Genomic DNA, 15,899 nt, shown 5'->3' with positions numbered 1-15,899 from the left:
GAGGGGACGCGGATCAGCCGAGCCGCGCGACCCCTTCATTCAGATAATGCCTGACGGCCGCAACCTGTTCCAAACTATATGCCGCGCGTGTCGCCCGCTTCGGCCCGACCAATATGCCAGCCCCGCCCAGATCGGCGGCGGCGGCAAAGCCCTCCTCATCAGTCACATCGTCGCCGATAAACACAGGCACGCCGCCCGCCATCGGCCCCTGCGCCATCAGCGCATGGACCGCGCTGCCCTTGTCGGCGCCATCGGGCCGCAATTCATAGAGCATCTTGCCCTGCTGGAGCGCCAGCCCATCATGCGCCGCCCATTGGCGCGCCAGCGCATGGGCGGCCTCCTGCCAGACCGGCGCGCCGCGATAGTGCAGCCCGACGCTGATCGACTTGCGTTCGACCAGCACGCCGGGCTTGTCGGCGGCGAAGGCATAGAAGGCGGCTTCGGCATCATCAATAGCCGCCGGGCGCGGTGGCGCCTCGACCGCGCCGCCGGGCCGCGCAAATTCCAGCCCATGCGTCCCCGCCAGCAGGAAATCGCCAAAGCCCAACTCCCGCAATGTCGCAACCGACCGTCCGCTGACGATCGCCAGCCGCCCGTCCAGCCGTTCCCGCAATGTCAGGAGCAGCTGCACCAGCCCATCGTCCACGATCACCCCGTCCGGGGTCGCGCTGATGGGCGTCAGCGTCCCGTCAAAGTCGAGAAACAGCGCGGCACCGGTCAACAGTGCGGGCGGGGGCGGGGGTAGGGGATGGTCAAGCACGGGCGCAAAGTGGCGTCTCGCCCGCGATACACAAGCCCCGTTCTCGATTTTACGCGCCGCACCGGCTGTTGTCGGACCAGGGGGCTGACCAGTTTATGCCATGCAGCACGCGGAATGCCTGCATGATCCGCGCGATCAGCCGGTCGATCCCCTTGCTGGTTTCGACATGGTTCTCAGTCCACAATTGGGCGTCATACTGGTCGCGCATGGTCGCGATCCTTTCGATTGAAATAGTGCAGCTTTGCGAAACCCCCAATGCGCCGTTTCCCTAGCGATCACCAACAAAAGCATGGACAGCAATAATAAGCCTGCCTTATGTAAAGCCATGTCCGTCCTGCCCCCGCTCTCCGCCGTCCGCGTGTTTGAAGCCGCCGCCCGGCTCGAAAATTTCACGGCAGCCGCAAACGAACTGGGCATGACCCAGGCCGCCGTCAGCTATCAGGTCAAATTGCTGGAGGAACGGCTGGGGCTGAGTCTGTTCCAGCGTGCTGGCCGCCGCGTGTTTTTGACCGACAAGGGGCGGGAGATCGCGCCGGTCATCATCCGCGCTTTCGATCAGATGCGGCAGGGTTTCGCCGCGCTGGCGCAGGATCATTCGACTGTCCTCACCATCAGCTGCACCAACAGCTTCGCCCATCTCTGGCTCGCGCCCCGGATCGGTGCGTTCCAGATGCGCCATCCGGGGCTGGCCGTGCGAATTCAGGCGGAGGATGCCGTGGTCGATCTCGCCCGCGCCGGGGCGGATCTGGCGATCCGCGGTGGGAAGGGCGACTGGCCGGGGCTGGAGGCACGGCTGCTGACCCACAACCGCCTAGCGCCGATGTGCAGCCCCGCCTGGCTGGCGCGCAATGGTCCCGTCGCCGATGCGCAGGCGCTCCACGCCCTGCCGCGCCTGTCGCCCGACGATATGTGGTGGCATGAATGGTTCGCGGCCATGGGGGTGGAGGCTGACCCGGCTGACGGGCCGCCCGGCATCGCGCTCGACAGCCAGGTGATGGAAGGTCGTGCTGCCATTGGCGGGCAGGGAATCGCCATCCTCAACCTGTTCCTGTGGAAGGCGGAGGTGGAGGCGGGCCTGCTGGTCGAAGCCATGCCCTCCTATGTCCGCGAATTTGCCAGCTACTGGATCGTCTATCCGCCCCACGCCCGCAACACGCCCAAGGTGAAGGCCTTTCGCGACTGGATCAGCGCCGAATTTGCCGCCGCCATCGCCGATGACCCGGAAGGACGCTACTTGCCCCGTGACGCATGATGCGTATGTTCATGCGCATATGATATGCAGGAGTCGGTTGTGACCAAGCATGAACGGATCGGGACGCGCAAGGCAACCAACCTGTCGCTGGACACAGGGCTGGTTGCGGATGCGCGGGATTTGGGAATCAATCTGTCACGCACATGCGAAGATGCGCTGCGCAAGGAAATCGCCGCCGAACGCGGACGACGCTGGCAGGAGGAGAATAAGGAGGCGATCGCAGCCTGGAATGCCTATCATCAGGAGCATGGTTCGCCGCTCGACAAATATCGGCAATTCTGATGGCGCGGTTCGACGTTTACAACTTGAACGATACACTGGTTGTCGATTGTCAGGCGGACCTTCTGGATTATCTCGACAGGCGCTTTGTCGTGCCTCTCATTCCGCCTGAGAAGATTCCAGCACCAATCCGTCGATTGCATCCACAATTCGAGATTGATGGACGTGCTTATGTTATGGCGACGCACATGGCCGCATCCGTGCCGGTGAAATTGCTGAGCAAGCGTCTCCTTTCGCTTGATCGTCATCAGGATGCCATCGCCGCCGCGCTCGACATGCTGCTGGTGGGATTTTAACGCGCCCGTCCGATCCCGGCCAAATCTCCGTTTCCGTTTCGTCCCCGTGCTGCTATCCCGCCTGTAATGACCGATTTTCGCGATCCCTTCGACAGTATCAAGGACCATCCGTTCGACGCTGCGCTGTCGCAACGCTATCTCGTCTATGCGCTGTCCACCATCACGGCGCGGTCGCTGCCGGATCTGCGCGACGGGCTGAAACCCGTGCATCGCCGCCTGCTCTGGGCGATGCGATTGCTCAAGATGGAACCGTCCGGCGCATCGCCCGACGTGCTGGTCGCCAACCCGGCCCGCAACGGCACCAGTTACAAGAAATGCGCCCGCGTCGTGGGCGATGTCATCGGCAAATATCACCCCCATGGCGACAGCAGCGTCTATGACGCGATGGTGCGGCTGGCGCAGGATTTCGTCCTGCGCACGCCTTTGGTCGACGGGCAGGGCAATTTCGGCAATATCGATGGCGATAATGCGGCCGCCATGCGCTACACCGAAGCGCGCCTGACCCAGCCCGCTGCGGATCTGATGGCGGGGCTGGACGAAGGCACGGTCGATTTCCGCCCGACCTATAATGGCGAGGATGAAGAGCCGGAGATTTTCCCCGGCCTCTTCCCCAATCTCCTCGCCAATGGCGCCAGCGGCATTGCAGTCGGCATGGCGACCAGCATCCCGCCACATAATGTCACAGAAATCCTCGACGCAGCAGGCTTGCTGATCGACAATCCCGATACGGATCATGCCGCGCTGATGGCCGTGGTGAAGGGGCCGGACTTCCCGACCGGCGGCGTGCTGGTGGATAGCCCGGCGATCATCGCCGAAGCCTATGCCACCGGGCGCGGCGCGTTTCGCACCCGTGCGCGCTTTTCGACCGGCAAGGACGATCAGGGCGTCTGGGAACCGACCGGCATCGAGAAATTGAGCGGCGGCACCTGGCAACTGGTCGTCAGCGAAATCCCCTATCAGGTGCAGAAGGGCAAGCTGATCGAGCAGATTGCCGCCATCATCAACGACAAGAAGCTGCCGATCCTGGAGGATGTCCGCGACGAAAGCGATGAGACGATCCGCATCGTCATCACGCCCAAGACCCGCAATGTCGATCCGCAGGTGCTGAAAGACAGTCTCTACCGGCTGACCGATCTGGAAAACCGCTTCCCGCTCAATCTGAACGTGCTGGACGCCACCCATACGCCGCGCGTGCTGGGGCTGCGCGCCGTGCTGGTCGAATGGCTCAAGCATCAGATCGACGTGCTGGTCCGCCGCGCGCAGCATCGCCTCGCCAAGATCGCCGACCGGCTCGAACTGCTCGACGGCTATATCATCGCCTATCTCAACCTGGACCGGGTGATCGAGATCATCCGTACAGAGGATGAGCCGAAGCTGGTGATGATGGACGAATTTGCCCTGACCGACCGGCAGGCCGAAGCCATTCTCAACATGCGGCTGCGTTCGCTGCGCAAGTTGGAAGAGATGGAGTTGCGCCGCGAACATGCCGATCTGGTGGCGGAGCGGGACGATCTGCAAAAGCTGGTCGAAAGCCCGCAACGCCAGCGCGCCAAGCTGAAGCGCGACATCGCCGCGCTGCGCAAGCGCTACGGCCCGGATACTGTCCTTGGCCATCGCCGCACCCTGGTCGAGGAAGCCGGACCCGCGCGGGAAATCCCGCTGGAGGCGATGATCGAGCGCGAACCGATCACCGTCATCCTCTCCGAACGCGGCTGGATCAGGGCGATGAGCGGTCACCGCGATCTTGCTGCCGCCGATACGCTGAAATTCAAGGAAGGCGATGGTCCGCAATTTGCCTTCCACGCCTACACCACCGACAAGCTGCTGCTCGCCACCTCCACCGGCCGCATCTACACGCTGGGGTCGGACAAGCTGCCGGGCGGACGCGGCTTTGGCGATCCGGTGCGTTCGCTGGTCGACATGGACAATGAAGGCACGATCGTCGCTTTCATGCCCGCGCGCTCTGGCACGGACCTGTTGCTCGCCTCCTCCGACGGACGCGGCTTCATCGCGGCGGTGGCGGAGATCATGGCCGAGACCCGTAAAGGACGTCAGGTCGTCAACATCCGCACCGGCGCGAAGCTCGCCGTCATCCGCCCGGTCGCGCCGGGCGCGGACAGCGTCGCGGTGATCGGCGAGAATCGCAAATTGCTCGTCTTTGCGCTCGATGAAATGCCGCGCATGGCGCGCGGGCAGGGGGTGCAGATGCAGCGTTATCGCGACGGCGGCCTGTCCGACGCGATCGCTTTTCGCCTGTCCGATGGCCTCAGCTGGACCATGGGTGGTGAAACCGGCCGGACCCGCACCGAATCGGACATGACGCCGTGGAAAGTGGCTCGCGGGGCAGCAGGACGGATGCCGCCCACCGGCTTCCCGCGCGACAATCGTTTTTAATGACCATTTTTTACAACGACTGCCGCATCGTTTCCTGAAAATTTACCGCTTCCCGATATGGCCAACGCATGGAATCCATTTCGGTGCGCAACTGGCCAGTCGGCAAGACCAGCAGTGACCCCTCGTCAGGGGATGCGGGCGCGCATCCATCGTTCGTCGTAGCGCCGACCCAATGGCTGGCCGCCCTGTCGCAGGCGGCCGCAATTTTATCGCATGATGACAGCATATTATCGCTGGTCGAAGGCAATGAGCGTTTTCTGCAAGCCTTTCGCCAGCATCAGGAAAAGGACGGTGCCATCACGCCGTCCGCGACGACATGGCGCGATCGCATCCTGAAATTCATCCATTCGAATCAGACCGCCGACAGTTTCGAAATCCGCCGTGATGGGAAGCTGGGGCCGGAATATTTCATGTGTACCATCGGCCGCCTCCCGGCTGATTCGGATCACCCCGAACTTTATCTGTTCACCGCGACCGACCGCACCAGCGAACGCACGATCGAAAAAAATCTGCGCCGCGAGCTGCTGTCCGACGGCCTGACCGCGCTGCCCAACCGCACGGGCTTTGGTGAAGAGATTGACGACCGGATCACCAACACGATCTGGCCCGACAGCGCCCAGTTTGGCATCATCGCCATCGACCTTAGCCGGTTCAGCCGGGTCAATGAATCGCTCGGCCCAATGGCGGGCGATGAATTGCTGATCACAGTCGCCAAGCGGCTGAAGTCCAGCCTGCGGCAGGGCGATGTGCTGGCGCGGATCGGCGGCAATGATTTTGCGATATTTGCGCGCCTCAACAATGGCTTGTCCGACGCACTGCATATCGTCCAGCGGATCAAGGAAGCGCTCAGTTCGCCGATTCGGCTGAGCGATCTGCAAATCCGGGTCGACTGCGCGATCGGCTGCGCCCTGTCGACCAGCCTGAGCGATGACCCCGACGATATCGTCCGCAAGGCGCAGGCCGCGGTCAAGATCGCCAAGCGCAGCGGCAAGGTGGAAATCTACCGTAACGGCGTCCTCAAGGAAGCGCAGCGTCGCTTTTCGATCGAAAGCCGGCTGCGCGACGCACTGGCCCAGGGCGGCCTGTCGCTGGCCTATCAACCGCTCATCCACCTCCAGACTGGCGAGATTACCGGGTTCGAGGCGCTCGCCCGTTGGGATGACGAGGAACTGGGCAACGTCTCCCCGGTCGAATTCATCGCCGTGGCTGAGGAAAGCGGCCTCATCACCCCGCTGGGCCGCTGGGCCGCCTATGAAGCGGCGCAGGCGCTATCGCGCTGGGACGCCAAATTCGGCCAGCCCATGCCCGTCGGCGTCAACGTCAACCTCTCGCCGATCCAGATGGCGCGCGATGACGTTGCCTCCATGTTTGAGGAAGCGCTGCGCTATTCGGGGATAGCAGGCCGTCGCCTGACCGCCGAAGTCACCGAAAGCGCGATCATCGCCGATCCCGACAAGGCGCGCAAATTGCTGTTCGCGCTCAAGGATTTACATATGTCGATCGCGATGGACGATTTCGGCACCGGCTTCTCCAACCTCGCCAGCCTGCACAGCCTGCCGATCGACATATTGAAGATCGACCGCAGTTTCGTGTCGTCCATGCTGGAGGATCGCGACAAGACGGTCATCGTCCGCACCATCCTCTCGCTCGCCGAATCGCTCAATCTCAAGGTCACGGCCGAAGGGATAGAGACGCAGGAACTCGCCCATGCGCTCCAGCAAATGGGATGCTGGCAGGGGCAGGGCTATCATTTCGCCAAGCCGATGGCGGAACAGGACGCCTTCGACTATTGGCGCGCCCGCTGGAATTTCGAAACCGTCTGATCGGCGATCGCGCTAACCCGCGCGGCATCCGGGAATCCCTCCGTTACCCACATATCCTGCACGATATTCAATGCCTTGGCGACATCGGGGCCAGGCGCCAGCCCCCGCGCGATCAGCGCGCCACCGCTAATCGGCAATTTGGGCGGGGTCCAGTCGGCCAATGCAGCCACGCCCGACAGGTCCGCATCACCATCCAGCAACAACCGGTCGATCGCCCCCTCAACCCCGATATGCCACGCCAGCGCTCGTAAAGGCGCATCGCCCAATCCAGCCTCCAGCGCGATCGTCAGCCGCTTGCGCGCCTTGTTCGACAATTTGAGCCGCGCCCCCACCAGATCGGCCCGCGCCGCATCTGGCGGCAACAGAGCCGCCAGCCGCCGCAGCGCCGATGGCGCGACGCCTGCCGCTTCCTCGCGCGCCATCAACCGCGCCAGCCGGTCGATCCCCGCGCCATCCACTTCGGGCAGGACCGGCAATAATATCCCGCCATCCACCATCAGCCGCAGCGCATGGATCGGTGCCGCCACCCCCAGCAATTTCAGCAGCTCATCGGCAATCCGCTCACGCGACAGCGCCATCAGGCTGTTGGCTGCCGCGACACAGGCTGCATAGGCGACATTGTCCAGTTCATCGTCGCCATAGCGCGCCAGAAAGCGGAAATAGCGCAATATGCGCAGATGATCCTCGGCAATCCGCGCGTCAGCATCGCCGATGAAGCGCAACCGCCGTGCTTCCAGATCAGCAATCCCGCCGAAAAAGTCGGTAATTTCCCCGCTCAGCGGATCGGCATAGAGCGCGTTGATCGTAAAGTCCCGCCGCGCCGCATCCTCGCGCCAGTCGTCGGTATAGGCGATGATCGCGCGCCGCCCATCCGTGCTGACGTCACGGCGCAGCGTCGTGATCTCTACCGGCCAGCCCGCAATCACGGCGGTGATCGTGCCATGCTCTATCCCCGTCGGCACCGCCTTGATCCCCGCAGCCTTCAGCCGGTCGACCACATCATGCGGGTCCAGCGTCGTCGCAATGTCCAGGTCGTTGACCGGCAACCCCAGCAACCCGTCGCGCACCGCCCCGCCGACGAAGCGCGCCTTGCTGCCTGCCGCATCCAGCGCCACCAGCAAGTCATCAAGCCCCGGACGATGCCGCCATGGCGCATCGGGCAAGAGCACGCTCATGCCGCCCCCAGCCTGCGCGACAGGTTCGCCAGGATCGCGGCGGTCACGCCCCATATCCGCCGTTCCTGCCACATAATCTCATAATAGTGCCGCACCGCCCCTTCAAATTCGACGGTATGTTGCGTCCGGTTGGCCGGGTCCAGCGCATAGGCGAGCGGCAGTTCGAACCAGTCCGCCACCTCGCTTTCCTGCGGCCGCAGCGGCAGGTCGGGCGGGATCACCGCCAGCACCGGCACGATGTCGAATCCGGTGAAGGTATGATAACGGTCGGACGTGCCGATCACCTGCGCCAGATGCGGCGGCAGGCCGATCTCCTCCTCCGCCTCGCGCAGCGCGCCTGCAATCTCGTCGGCATCGCTCGCATCGACCCGCCCGCCGGGAAAGGCGATCTGCCCGGCATGTTTGCGCAGCCGTTCCGACCGCTGCGTCAGGATCAGCCCCGGTTCTGCCCGGTCGGTAATCGCCACCAGCACGGCGGCGGGTGACAGTGCAATATCCCCGTCGATGCGCGGATCGCGCGTGTCGGACGGCAGAAATACGCCATCGCGGCTATGCCCCTCGGCCAGCGCGGCGCGCAGCCGCTCCGCCAGGGTCATGCCGCGCCGTCCAGCGGGAAGAAGGCGCCATTGCTCCACAGGCCGATCCGCTCGGCCCCTTCGTCCAGCGCCAGATTCATCAGCTCATAATAGACGCTGCGCACGACCAGCGCCTCCAGTCCGGCGCGGACATGCAGATAGGGATGCGGCCCGTCCGCCGTCTCACGGATCAGCAGCGCATTGTCCGGCCCAGCCGCGATCAGGTCGCCGGTATTCAGCCTAAACGCCAGCGCCCGTTCGCGCCCTTCGCCCTCGCTCTTGAGTTCGACCGCCACGAACGGCGCATCCTCGACCGCGATACTCAGCTTCTCGACCGGGGTGACCAGCACATAGCTGCCGTCCGGCTCGCGCCGCAATATGGTGGAAAACAGCCGCACCATCGCCTCGCGCCCGATCGGGGATCCCTGATGAAACCATGTGCCGTCGCGCGCGATCCGCATCTCGCTGTCGCCGCAATGGGCCGGGTTCCATTTCTCCACCGGCGGCAGTTTTTTTTCGGCAAGCAGACGCGCAATGTCGCTCAGCGACAGGTCGGCCAGGTCGGGCAATGGGTCCATCGGCATGGCCTAGCAGATAGGATCGCTGCGCCCTGATGGCAAAGGGGGAATCAGGCGGTGACGCGAATATCGGGGCCAAGCATCCCCGTGCCACCAACGCTGCGACCATCGACCGACAGCGCCAGCAACCGCCGTTGCTCGACTGGGCCAGGCGCGCGCCATCCGCCGGTATCGTCGGCGCTAAAGCCCCAGAAGCGGCCATAATATTCCGGGTCGCCGATCATCATCAGCGGCGCGGTCCCCTGCGCCTTTGCAGCGGCGACGACGGCGTCCATCATCGCCCGGCCATGGCCACCGCCCTGATGCGCCGGATCGACCGCCACCGGGCCGACCATGATATAGGGACGCTGCGTTCCGTCATCCTGCGTCAACGCCACCGGCCAGCTTTGCAGCGATCCGATCAGCGCACCGTCATCGTCCACCACCGCAAAGGACAGCGCGGGAATCCACGCGACCGTCCCGCGAATCAGATAGGCCGTCCGTCCATGCCGATCCGTCCCGAACGCATCGTCGAGCAGCCGCTCGATTGCGTCTGGCCGCTGGCTTTCAAGAGGGACAATCATAGACACGTCTTGCCGATCCGCCATCAATGGCGCATGGACCGCGCCGGGAGCGGCGGGCTTTACCGCCCGCATCGCAAAATGAAAGACTAAACTGGCCCCGCCTGACAGCAGGAAAGGGCCGGATATGGCGGGCCATGCAGACTGGATTTGACGATTTTTTGACGCTGGAGGTCAATAACCTCCATGTCGATGTGCTGACCGGCATTTATTCGGAGGAGACGCATCTCCCCCAGCCGCTGCGCATCTCCATCCGCGCGCGGCTGACGATCGCCGATCATTATGATCCTGCGACGCCGCTGACGCAGTCCAAAAATTACATGGACCTCAAACATGCGGCCTCGACCGCCTTGCCCGACGGGGTCCATTTCACCCTGATAGAGGCGGTGGCGGACCATATCATCGACACCATCTTCCTTCATGGCGACAATGTGACCCATGTCGAAGTGAAGATCGTCAAACTGGCCCTGTCCGAACGTGGCGAGGAAATCGGCATCACGCTTGGCCGCAGCCGGAAATAACGGCTCCAAATGACGGAATGTGCTCCCGCGAAGGCGGGAGTCCAGTTCCGGGGCTTCAACTATGCTCCCGCCTTCGCGGGAGCACGCAATTCACCCCTTCTTGATCAGCCCGATCTCGATCAGCCGTTCGGTCAGGTAATCATGCGCGCTGATCGGCGGGTCGCGGCGCGGATTGGCGTCGCTCACACATTGCGGCAGCGCGTCGATCATCACGTCGGGGCGCAGATGCAGGAAGAAGGGCATCGAATAGCGCGAATGGCCGCGTCGCTCCGGCGGCGGATTGACCACGCGGTGGCTGGTCGATGGCAGCATATGGTTGGTCAGCCGCTGGAGCATGTCCCCGACATTGATTGCCAGCGCGCCGGGCGGCGGCACCACCGGCAGCCAGTTGCCGTTGCGGTCCTTGAGTTCCAGCCCGCCTTCCTCGGCCCCCAGCAACAGGGTGATCAGGTTGATATCCTCATGTGCGCCAGCGCGGATGCCCGGCGCTTCTGGCGACACCGGCGGATAATGGAGCAATCGCAGGATGGAATTGCCCCGGTCGATCGGCCCGTCGAACCAGCGTTCCTCCAGCCCCAGATAGAGCGCGATCGCCGACAGCAATTCCGCGCCGACCCGGTCGAACTCGGCATAGAGTTTGGAAAAGACGGGGTGGAAAGCAGGCAATTCGTCGGGCCAGACATTGGGCGGCATCGTCTCGGCCAGCGGATCGCCCGGCGGCAGATCGCGCCCGACATGCCAAAATTCCTTCAGGTCATTCTCGCTCGCGCCCTTGGCGATTTCGGTGCCGAACGCGGTATAGCCGCGCTGGCCGCCATTATATTTGGCATCATAGGCGCGCTTGGCGGCTTCAGGCAGGGCGAAAAAGTCGCGGGCCAGCGTCCATCCCGCGTCGATCAGCGCCGGGTCCATGCCATGATCGCGCACCATCGCGAAGCCGAATCGCTGGAAGGATTCGCCGAACCCTTGCGCGAAATCCGCCTTGCTCAACTCCGCCATCGACAGGACGGGCACCTGATCCAGCACCGATTGCGACACTTTGCACTTCTCCAAAAACTTGGGTCCGAAAACATCGGGGGCAGGGCGCGCAACATAGGGAACGCGCACCGATATTCCCATCCTTGATCGCGGCGAAGCGGTGATGCAAGGAGGCAAAATGAACTATTGGCTGATGAAATCGGAACCCGACGTTTTTTCCTATGACGACCTGGTCGCCAAGGGGAAGGCGGAATGGGACGGCGTGCGCAATCACACCGCCCAGATCAATATGAAGGCGATGCGCCGGGGCGACCTGGCGCTCTTCTACCACAGCAATATCGGGGTAGAGGCCGTGGGCATCATGGAAATTGTCGAGGAAGCGGCCCCCGACAGCACGGACGATAGCGGCAAATGGATTGCGGTCCATGTCCATGCCCGCGAAAAGCTCGCCAAACCGGTCACGCTCAAGACGATGAAGGCCGATCCGGCCCTGGCTGGCATGGTCATGCTGCGCCAATCACGCCTGTCCGTGTCACCGGTGTCAAAGGCTGAGTTTGATCATATTGTCGCGCTATCAAAGGCTTAAGGCATAAGAATCGTTCCGGTTGCGTTCTGCGCAACTGTTCCGGCGCTTTTTGCGATTGTCGCTTTGCTGCGCTGCGACATAGAAGCGCCTCAACAGAATAAGAATATTACAGAGGTGTTTGATCGGCATTCACAAGGAGTTTACCCATGCGAATGCTGTCCAAGTTTGTTGCCGCCAGCGCCCTTGGCGCTTTTGTTGCCCTCGTAGCCCCTGCCCAGGCTGAAGAAGCCGCCAAGCAGCGCTTCACCCACGAAGGCTATACCTACGTCTATGACGTCAAGGATACCAAGTCGGGCAAGGTGATTTCCGGCCGTCGTTTCCCCGATGCGGTTGCCTTCAACCTCTCGGTCAAGAATGGCAAGGTTTCCGGCGTTTCGGGCGGTCAGCCTGTCACGTTCAAGGTTGACGAAGCGCGCGGCGCTGCCTCGAACTGAGCGTCACGCCTTTCAAGCCATTAAAAAGGCCGCTTCCGACGGGAAGCGGCCTTTTTTTGTTGGGCCGGGTTAGCGGCAGCGACGCTTGCTGTCGACTTCCTTGCCGAGCAGACCACCGCCGACAGCACCCAGAATCGTACCGGTCGTGCGTTCGCCGCGGGTATCGATCGCGCGGCCCAGCAGTGCGCCACCTGCAGCACCAACGATCAAACCGGTCGTGCCATTGGACTTGCGGCAATAGGTCCGGCCATCGCGACCGCGCCATTCCTTGTACCGATAATCCTTGCGCGCCTGTGCGCCATCGGTCGGCACGGCCATGGACAGCGGAACGGCCAGCGAGACGGCGGCCAGGGCGAGTAGGGCTTTACGCATGAGTATCTCCTCCATTTGCGTTGATTTGACGCTTGAACCCCTGCACTTTGGCTGAGGTTGCATGAACCTGTCACAACGAGATAAGTCGTTGTTTATAATACACTAAATTTTGAGACGAATGCACGCCGGGCAGGGACGAACGGGCGATGCAAGCCGGAATTGGGATGTTCATCCTCGCGCGGTCGGGCTGGAATCCATCACTTTGACGACCGCCAAAAGTTATCCACAGCTTTGTGACAGTCCTGATACGCCCCACTGCCGATTCCGCTTTGCGCGACTCGCTTTTGGTGAGAGCATCCCTCTATCGGAACAGTAGGAAACGGAGCGATCCATTTCCAGAAATCCCTGGTAAAACAGGAATTTAATGCTGTCCTGAAGGTCCGCTGGAAGGCGCCGTTCGCAAGGACGACATCAACCAACGGATCGGTCCAAAAAGACCGCTGCCGGGTACGCGCGAAAGTGAACGTCGGGCATCGGATATTGGAGGACCAGAGCCGGATCGGCTGCCCTTGGCCCGATCTGGAGCAGTCTTTGGCAAACAGCCTTTCAGGCCGGTGCCAGGACAACGCCGGGCCGATGATCGCCTCTCGCCAGAGAAGCGGATCGCATGACCCGACGGCAGTGGGGACCGACAGCAATGTCGGCCCCCATTTTGCGTTTGGAGCCTGGCGCTGACATGAGAGGGCTGGACGCGACCAATTCCTCCCCTTGATGGGGATCGTTGCGAAATTCGCAGTTTATAGATTTCTCCGTCATCCCCGCGCAGGCGGGGATCCATCTCCGTACTTAAAATCAAGGCGATATGGTGGGAGATGGATTGCCTTCGGCGCACTGACGTGTCTCGCCTGCGCGGGAATGACGCGGTTTTGTAAGGTCATAAAGTTTCGCAACGATCCCCGTCAGGGGAAGGCGACCACGAAGTGGTGGAGGGGTGTTGTGCCAACAATGAAGCGCTGGCTCACCAGATGTTTCAACATCGCCCAGGCTGGAGCTATGACGCTCCAATTATCAGAACATCACGCCAACTGGTGCCGGATGCAGGATTTGAACCCGCGACCTTCGGTTTACAAAACCGCTGCACTACCACTGTGCTAATCCGGCGCACCAGTCAGGCGACACGCCCTTACTATCAGATGACGCCGAACGTCCAGCCCTCCGTTACAGCAATTTGTCGATCGAGCGGGGCTGGCGTCCACAGCGCATCCTGCCCCGCTACCGCCCGCATCCACGCCGCCGTCACAATCGCGTCCGCGCCATGATCGTCGGGCATTGCGCCCTCATGCCGCTGCGACCCGATCCTCTCCAGCGCATCGTTCAGCGCCACAGAATCGCGCATCTTGGCTCGTCCCTTCGCCCGTCCGGCCGCTGACGCGGCAAGGCTGGTGTAAATTTCCACGATCAGCGATCCGTGCGCGGGCAAGGGATCGAACGGCCATACCGGCACATCTCCACGTACTCGGTGCAGCAATCGCATCCCGGCAAAGCTCGCCTTGGCCACCTGCGCCGCGCCGATCGCGTCATAGACGGTCGACGGCTTGCCCCCGCCACCCGCCAGATAATGCGCCTCGCACGCGCGATTATGCATATAGTCGGCCTTCACCCCGTCCGCCTTGCCGAAGTAGAAATGCCGCCGGTGCGCCACCTCCAGCAGGCTCGCCGCACCCAGGTCAGCATCCTCGCATACGGCATCGACATAGGCCCAGAAGTCCGGCCCATTGTCCGGCACGACGTCACCCGGCAGATAGCCGCCCCGCGCCACAAAGGGCGGCGCAAAGCTGAAATCGAACCCGAACAGGGTAGGGGCCTCGCCCGCTACTCCCACCAGCCAATCGGCCACGCCGGTCCGCGACCAGACCCCGCCCGGCGCCTCCACCAGCCGCGGCACCGCGCTCCCCGCCTCGCACAGTGCGACCGCAATCCCCTTATGCCGCGCGCCCTTAGCGCCCGACCAGTCGATAGCGACAAAGCGCGTGAAGCCGGGCGTCACCCTGCGCCGCGCTCCGCCCGCAACCGCTGCCAATAGGCAATCCGCTCGGCGATCCGCGCCTCATAGCCCCGGTCGGTCGGCGCATAGAAGGTCTGCGGCGTCATCTCGTCCGGCCAGTAATTCGCGCCGGAAAAGCCGTCCGCCGCGTCATGATCATATTGATAGCCTTTGCCATAGCCGACATCCTTCATCAGCTTGGTCGGCGCGTTCAATATATTCTGCGGCGGCATCAGCGATCCGGTGTCGCGCGCCGATTTGAACGACGCCTTCATCGCCATATAGGCAGCGTTGGATTTGGGCGCGGTCGCGCAATAGAGGCAGGCCTGCACGATCGCCACTTCGCCTTCGGGACTGCCCAGAAAGTCGTAAGCCTCCTTGGCCGCCAGACACTGGACCAGCGCCTGCGGGTCGGCGAGACCAATATCCTCGGCAGCAAAGCGCACCAGCCGCCGCAGCACATAAAGCGGCTGTTCGCCTGCCACCAGCATCCGCGCCATATAATAAAGCGCGGCCTGCGGGTCCGACCCGCGCAGCGACTTATGCAGCGCGGAGATGAGATTATAATGCCCCTCCCGATCCTTGTCATATACCGCGACGCGGCGGTGGAGCAGGGCGGACAGCCCCGCCGGATCGAGCGGCTCTGCAATGTCGATCGCATAGAGCGTCTCGACCTGATTGAGCAAAAAGCGCCCGTCGCCATCCGCACTCGCCACCAGCGCCTCGCGCGCGTCTGCATCCAGCGGCAGGGGACGCCCCGTCACGGCTTCGGCCCGGTCCAGCAACTGCTCCAGCGCCCCCGCATCCAGCCTTCGCAGGATCAACACCTGCGCCCGCGACAGCAACGCCGCATTCAGCTCGAAACTCGGATTTTCGGTGGTCGCGCCAACCAGCGTCACCGTGCCATTTTCAACGAACGGCAGAAATCCGTCCTGCTGCGCCCGGTTGAAGCGATGGATTTCGTCCACGAACAAGAGGGTCTTGTCGCCCCGACGCCCATGTTCCTTGGCGGCGGCAAAGACTTTCTTCAGGTCCGCAACGCCGGAAAACACTGCCGAAATCGGCTCAAACCGCATCCCCACCGCATCGGCCAAAAGGCGCGCGGTCGTGGTCTTGCCGGTGCCGGGCGGTCCCCACAATATGATGGAGGACAGTCGCCCCGCCGCCACCATCCGCCCGATCGCCCCCTCCGGCCCGGTCAGATGCTCCTGCCCGACAACCTCCGCCAAGCTGCGTGGACGCAAGCGGTCGGCCAGCGGCGCGGTATCGCTGACGGCGTCAGTGCCGGTCAGGGCGTCATCGGAAGCGAAAAGGTCGGCCATGCCTGGTGAT

Annotated in this window: 18 protein-coding genes and 1 tRNA gene; 8 read left to right on the top strand and 11 right to left on the bottom strand. The window is 62.9% G+C overall.

Features of this window, described 5'->3' with window-relative positions:
* Positions 1–13: 13 nt before the first annotated feature.
* Together otsB and ACODR8_RS02890 are read right to left on the bottom strand one after the other, a co-directional pair.
* Positions 14–724 carry a trehalose-phosphatase gene (gene otsB, locus ACODR8_RS02895; protein ID WP_489006170.1) on the bottom strand — a complete coding sequence of 237 codons (711 nt, stop codon included), beginning with the start codon at positions 722–724 and terminating at the stop codon, positions 14–16.
* Positions 725–809: 85 nt separating this feature from the next.
* The gene (locus tag ACODR8_RS02890) at positions 810–968 is read right to left on the bottom strand and encodes a hypothetical protein (RefSeq protein WP_489005878.1); all 159 of its coding nucleotides are present in this window, start codon (positions 966–968) and stop codon (positions 810–812) included.
* A 117-nt stretch (positions 969–1,085) separates the two neighbouring features.
* On the opposite strand from ACODR8_RS02890, the gene ACODR8_RS02885 reads away from it, so the two are divergent.
* The 5 genes from ACODR8_RS02885 to ACODR8_RS02865 all read left to right on the top strand — a co-directional run bounded on the left by ACODR8_RS02885 (position 1,086) and on the right by ACODR8_RS02865 (position 6,804).
* The gene (locus ACODR8_RS02885) at positions 1,086–2,012 is read left to right on the top strand and encodes a LysR substrate-binding domain-containing protein (RefSeq protein ID WP_489005877.1); all 927 of its coding nucleotides are present in this window, start codon (positions 1,086–1,088) and stop codon (positions 2,010–2,012) included.
* Between the two features lie 39 nt (positions 2,013–2,051).
* Positions 2,052–2,294 (top strand): type II toxin-antitoxin system CcdA family antitoxin, encoded by a 243-nt coding sequence (locus ACODR8_RS02880; protein WP_489005876.1) that lies wholly within the window; start codon positions 2,052–2,054, stop codon positions 2,292–2,294.
* Positions 2,294–2,587: a CcdB family protein gene (locus ACODR8_RS02875; protein ID WP_489005875.1), complete on the top strand. Its 294-nt coding sequence runs from the start codon at positions 2,294–2,296 to the stop codon at positions 2,585–2,587. Before ACODR8_RS02880 ends, ACODR8_RS02875 begins: the two co-directional genes overlap by 1 nt.
* A gap of 66 nt (positions 2,588–2,653) precedes the next feature.
* Entirely contained in the window at positions 2,654–4,981 is a 2,328-nt protein-coding gene (parC, locus tag ACODR8_RS02870) for a DNA topoisomerase IV subunit A (protein ID WP_489005874.1), read from the top strand.
* A gap of 68 nt (positions 4,982–5,049) precedes the next feature.
* Positions 5,050–6,804 carry a putative bifunctional diguanylate cyclase/phosphodiesterase gene (locus ACODR8_RS02865; RefSeq protein WP_489005873.1) on the top strand — a complete coding sequence of 585 codons (1,755 nt, stop codon included), beginning with the start codon at positions 5,050–5,052 and terminating at the stop codon, positions 6,802–6,804.
* Here ACODR8_RS02865 and ACODR8_RS02860 read toward each other — a convergent pair.
* From ACODR8_RS02860 to ACODR8_RS02845, 4 genes are read right to left on the bottom strand one after another with little or no spacing between them, the layout of a single operon-like run.
* Positions 6,768–7,979: a CCA tRNA nucleotidyltransferase gene (locus ACODR8_RS02860; RefSeq protein WP_489005872.1), complete on the bottom strand. Its 1,212-nt coding sequence runs from the start codon at positions 7,977–7,979 to the stop codon at positions 6,768–6,770. The genes ACODR8_RS02865 and ACODR8_RS02860 overlap by 37 nt on opposite strands.
* Positions 7,976–8,575, bottom strand: a complete 600-nt coding sequence (locus ACODR8_RS02855) for a CoA pyrophosphatase (protein WP_489005871.1) — start codon at positions 8,573–8,575, stop codon at positions 7,976–7,978. Before ACODR8_RS02855 ends, ACODR8_RS02860 begins: the two co-directional genes overlap by 4 nt.
* The gene (locus ACODR8_RS02850; RefSeq protein WP_489005870.1) at positions 8,572–9,138 is read right to left on the bottom strand and encodes a DUF1285 domain-containing protein; all 567 of its coding nucleotides are present in this window, start codon (positions 9,136–9,138) and stop codon (positions 8,572–8,574) included. Before ACODR8_RS02850 ends, ACODR8_RS02855 begins: the two co-directional genes overlap by 4 nt.
* Positions 9,139–9,182: 44 nt before the next feature.
* Complete coding sequence (locus ACODR8_RS02845) at positions 9,183–9,695, bottom strand: GNAT family N-acetyltransferase (protein ID WP_489005869.1); 513 nt, start codon at positions 9,693–9,695, stop codon at positions 9,183–9,185.
* Between the two features lie 134 nt (positions 9,696–9,829).
* Here ACODR8_RS02845 and ACODR8_RS02840 point away from each other — a divergent pair, with 134 nt between their 5' ends.
* Positions 9,830–10,213: a dihydroneopterin aldolase gene (locus ACODR8_RS02840; protein ID WP_489005868.1), complete on the top strand. Its 384-nt coding sequence runs from the start codon at positions 9,830–9,832 to the stop codon at positions 10,211–10,213.
* A 90-nt stretch (positions 10,214–10,303) separates the two neighbouring features.
* Here ACODR8_RS02840 and ACODR8_RS02835 read toward each other — a convergent pair whose 3' ends face one another.
* Complete coding sequence (locus ACODR8_RS02835; RefSeq protein ID WP_489005867.1) at positions 10,304–11,251, bottom strand: isopenicillin N synthase family dioxygenase; 948 nt, start codon at positions 11,249–11,251, stop codon at positions 10,304–10,306.
* A 118-nt stretch (positions 11,252–11,369) separates the two neighbouring features.
* Here ACODR8_RS02835 and ACODR8_RS02830 point away from each other — a divergent pair, with 118 nt between their 5' ends.
* Together ACODR8_RS02830 and ACODR8_RS02825 are read left to right on the top strand one after the other, a co-directional pair.
* The gene (locus tag ACODR8_RS02830) at positions 11,370–11,777 is read left to right on the top strand and encodes an EVE domain-containing protein (protein WP_489005866.1); all 408 of its coding nucleotides are present in this window, start codon (positions 11,370–11,372) and stop codon (positions 11,775–11,777) included.
* Positions 11,778–11,929: 152 nt separating this feature from the next.
* Positions 11,930–12,211, top strand: a complete 282-nt coding sequence (locus ACODR8_RS02825; protein ID WP_489006169.1) for a hypothetical protein — start codon at positions 11,930–11,932, stop codon at positions 12,209–12,211.
* 69 nt (positions 12,212–12,280) lie between these two features.
* Here ACODR8_RS02825 and ACODR8_RS02820 read toward each other — a convergent pair whose 3' ends face one another.
* From ACODR8_RS02820 to ACODR8_RS02805, 4 genes are all read right to left on the bottom strand, one after another.
* On the bottom strand, positions 12,281–12,583 hold the full coding sequence (locus tag ACODR8_RS02820; protein WP_006959876.1) for a glycine zipper 2TM domain-containing protein: 303 nt from the start codon (positions 12,581–12,583) through the stop codon (positions 12,281–12,283).
* Positions 12,584–13,609: 1,026 nt separating this feature from the next.
* A tRNA-Thr gene (locus ACODR8_RS02815) sits at positions 13,610–13,684 on the bottom strand.
* Between the two features lie 28 nt (positions 13,685–13,712).
* Positions 13,713–14,570 carry a hypothetical protein gene (locus ACODR8_RS02810; protein WP_489006168.1) on the bottom strand — a complete coding sequence of 286 codons (858 nt, stop codon included), beginning with the start codon at positions 14,568–14,570 and terminating at the stop codon, positions 13,713–13,715.
* Positions 14,567–15,889 carry a replication-associated recombination protein A gene (locus ACODR8_RS02805; RefSeq protein WP_489005865.1) on the bottom strand — a complete coding sequence of 441 codons (1,323 nt, stop codon included), beginning with the start codon at positions 15,887–15,889 and terminating at the stop codon, positions 14,567–14,569. The genes ACODR8_RS02810 and ACODR8_RS02805 overlap by 4 nt, the downstream gene beginning before the upstream one ends.
* Positions 15,890–15,899 lie beyond the last annotated feature (10 nt).

This window comes from Sphingobium sp. FG58 (assembly GCF_057809055.1).
Note: the sequence above shows the minus strand (reverse complement) of the source record. Positions and strands in the feature narration are given on the sequence as shown.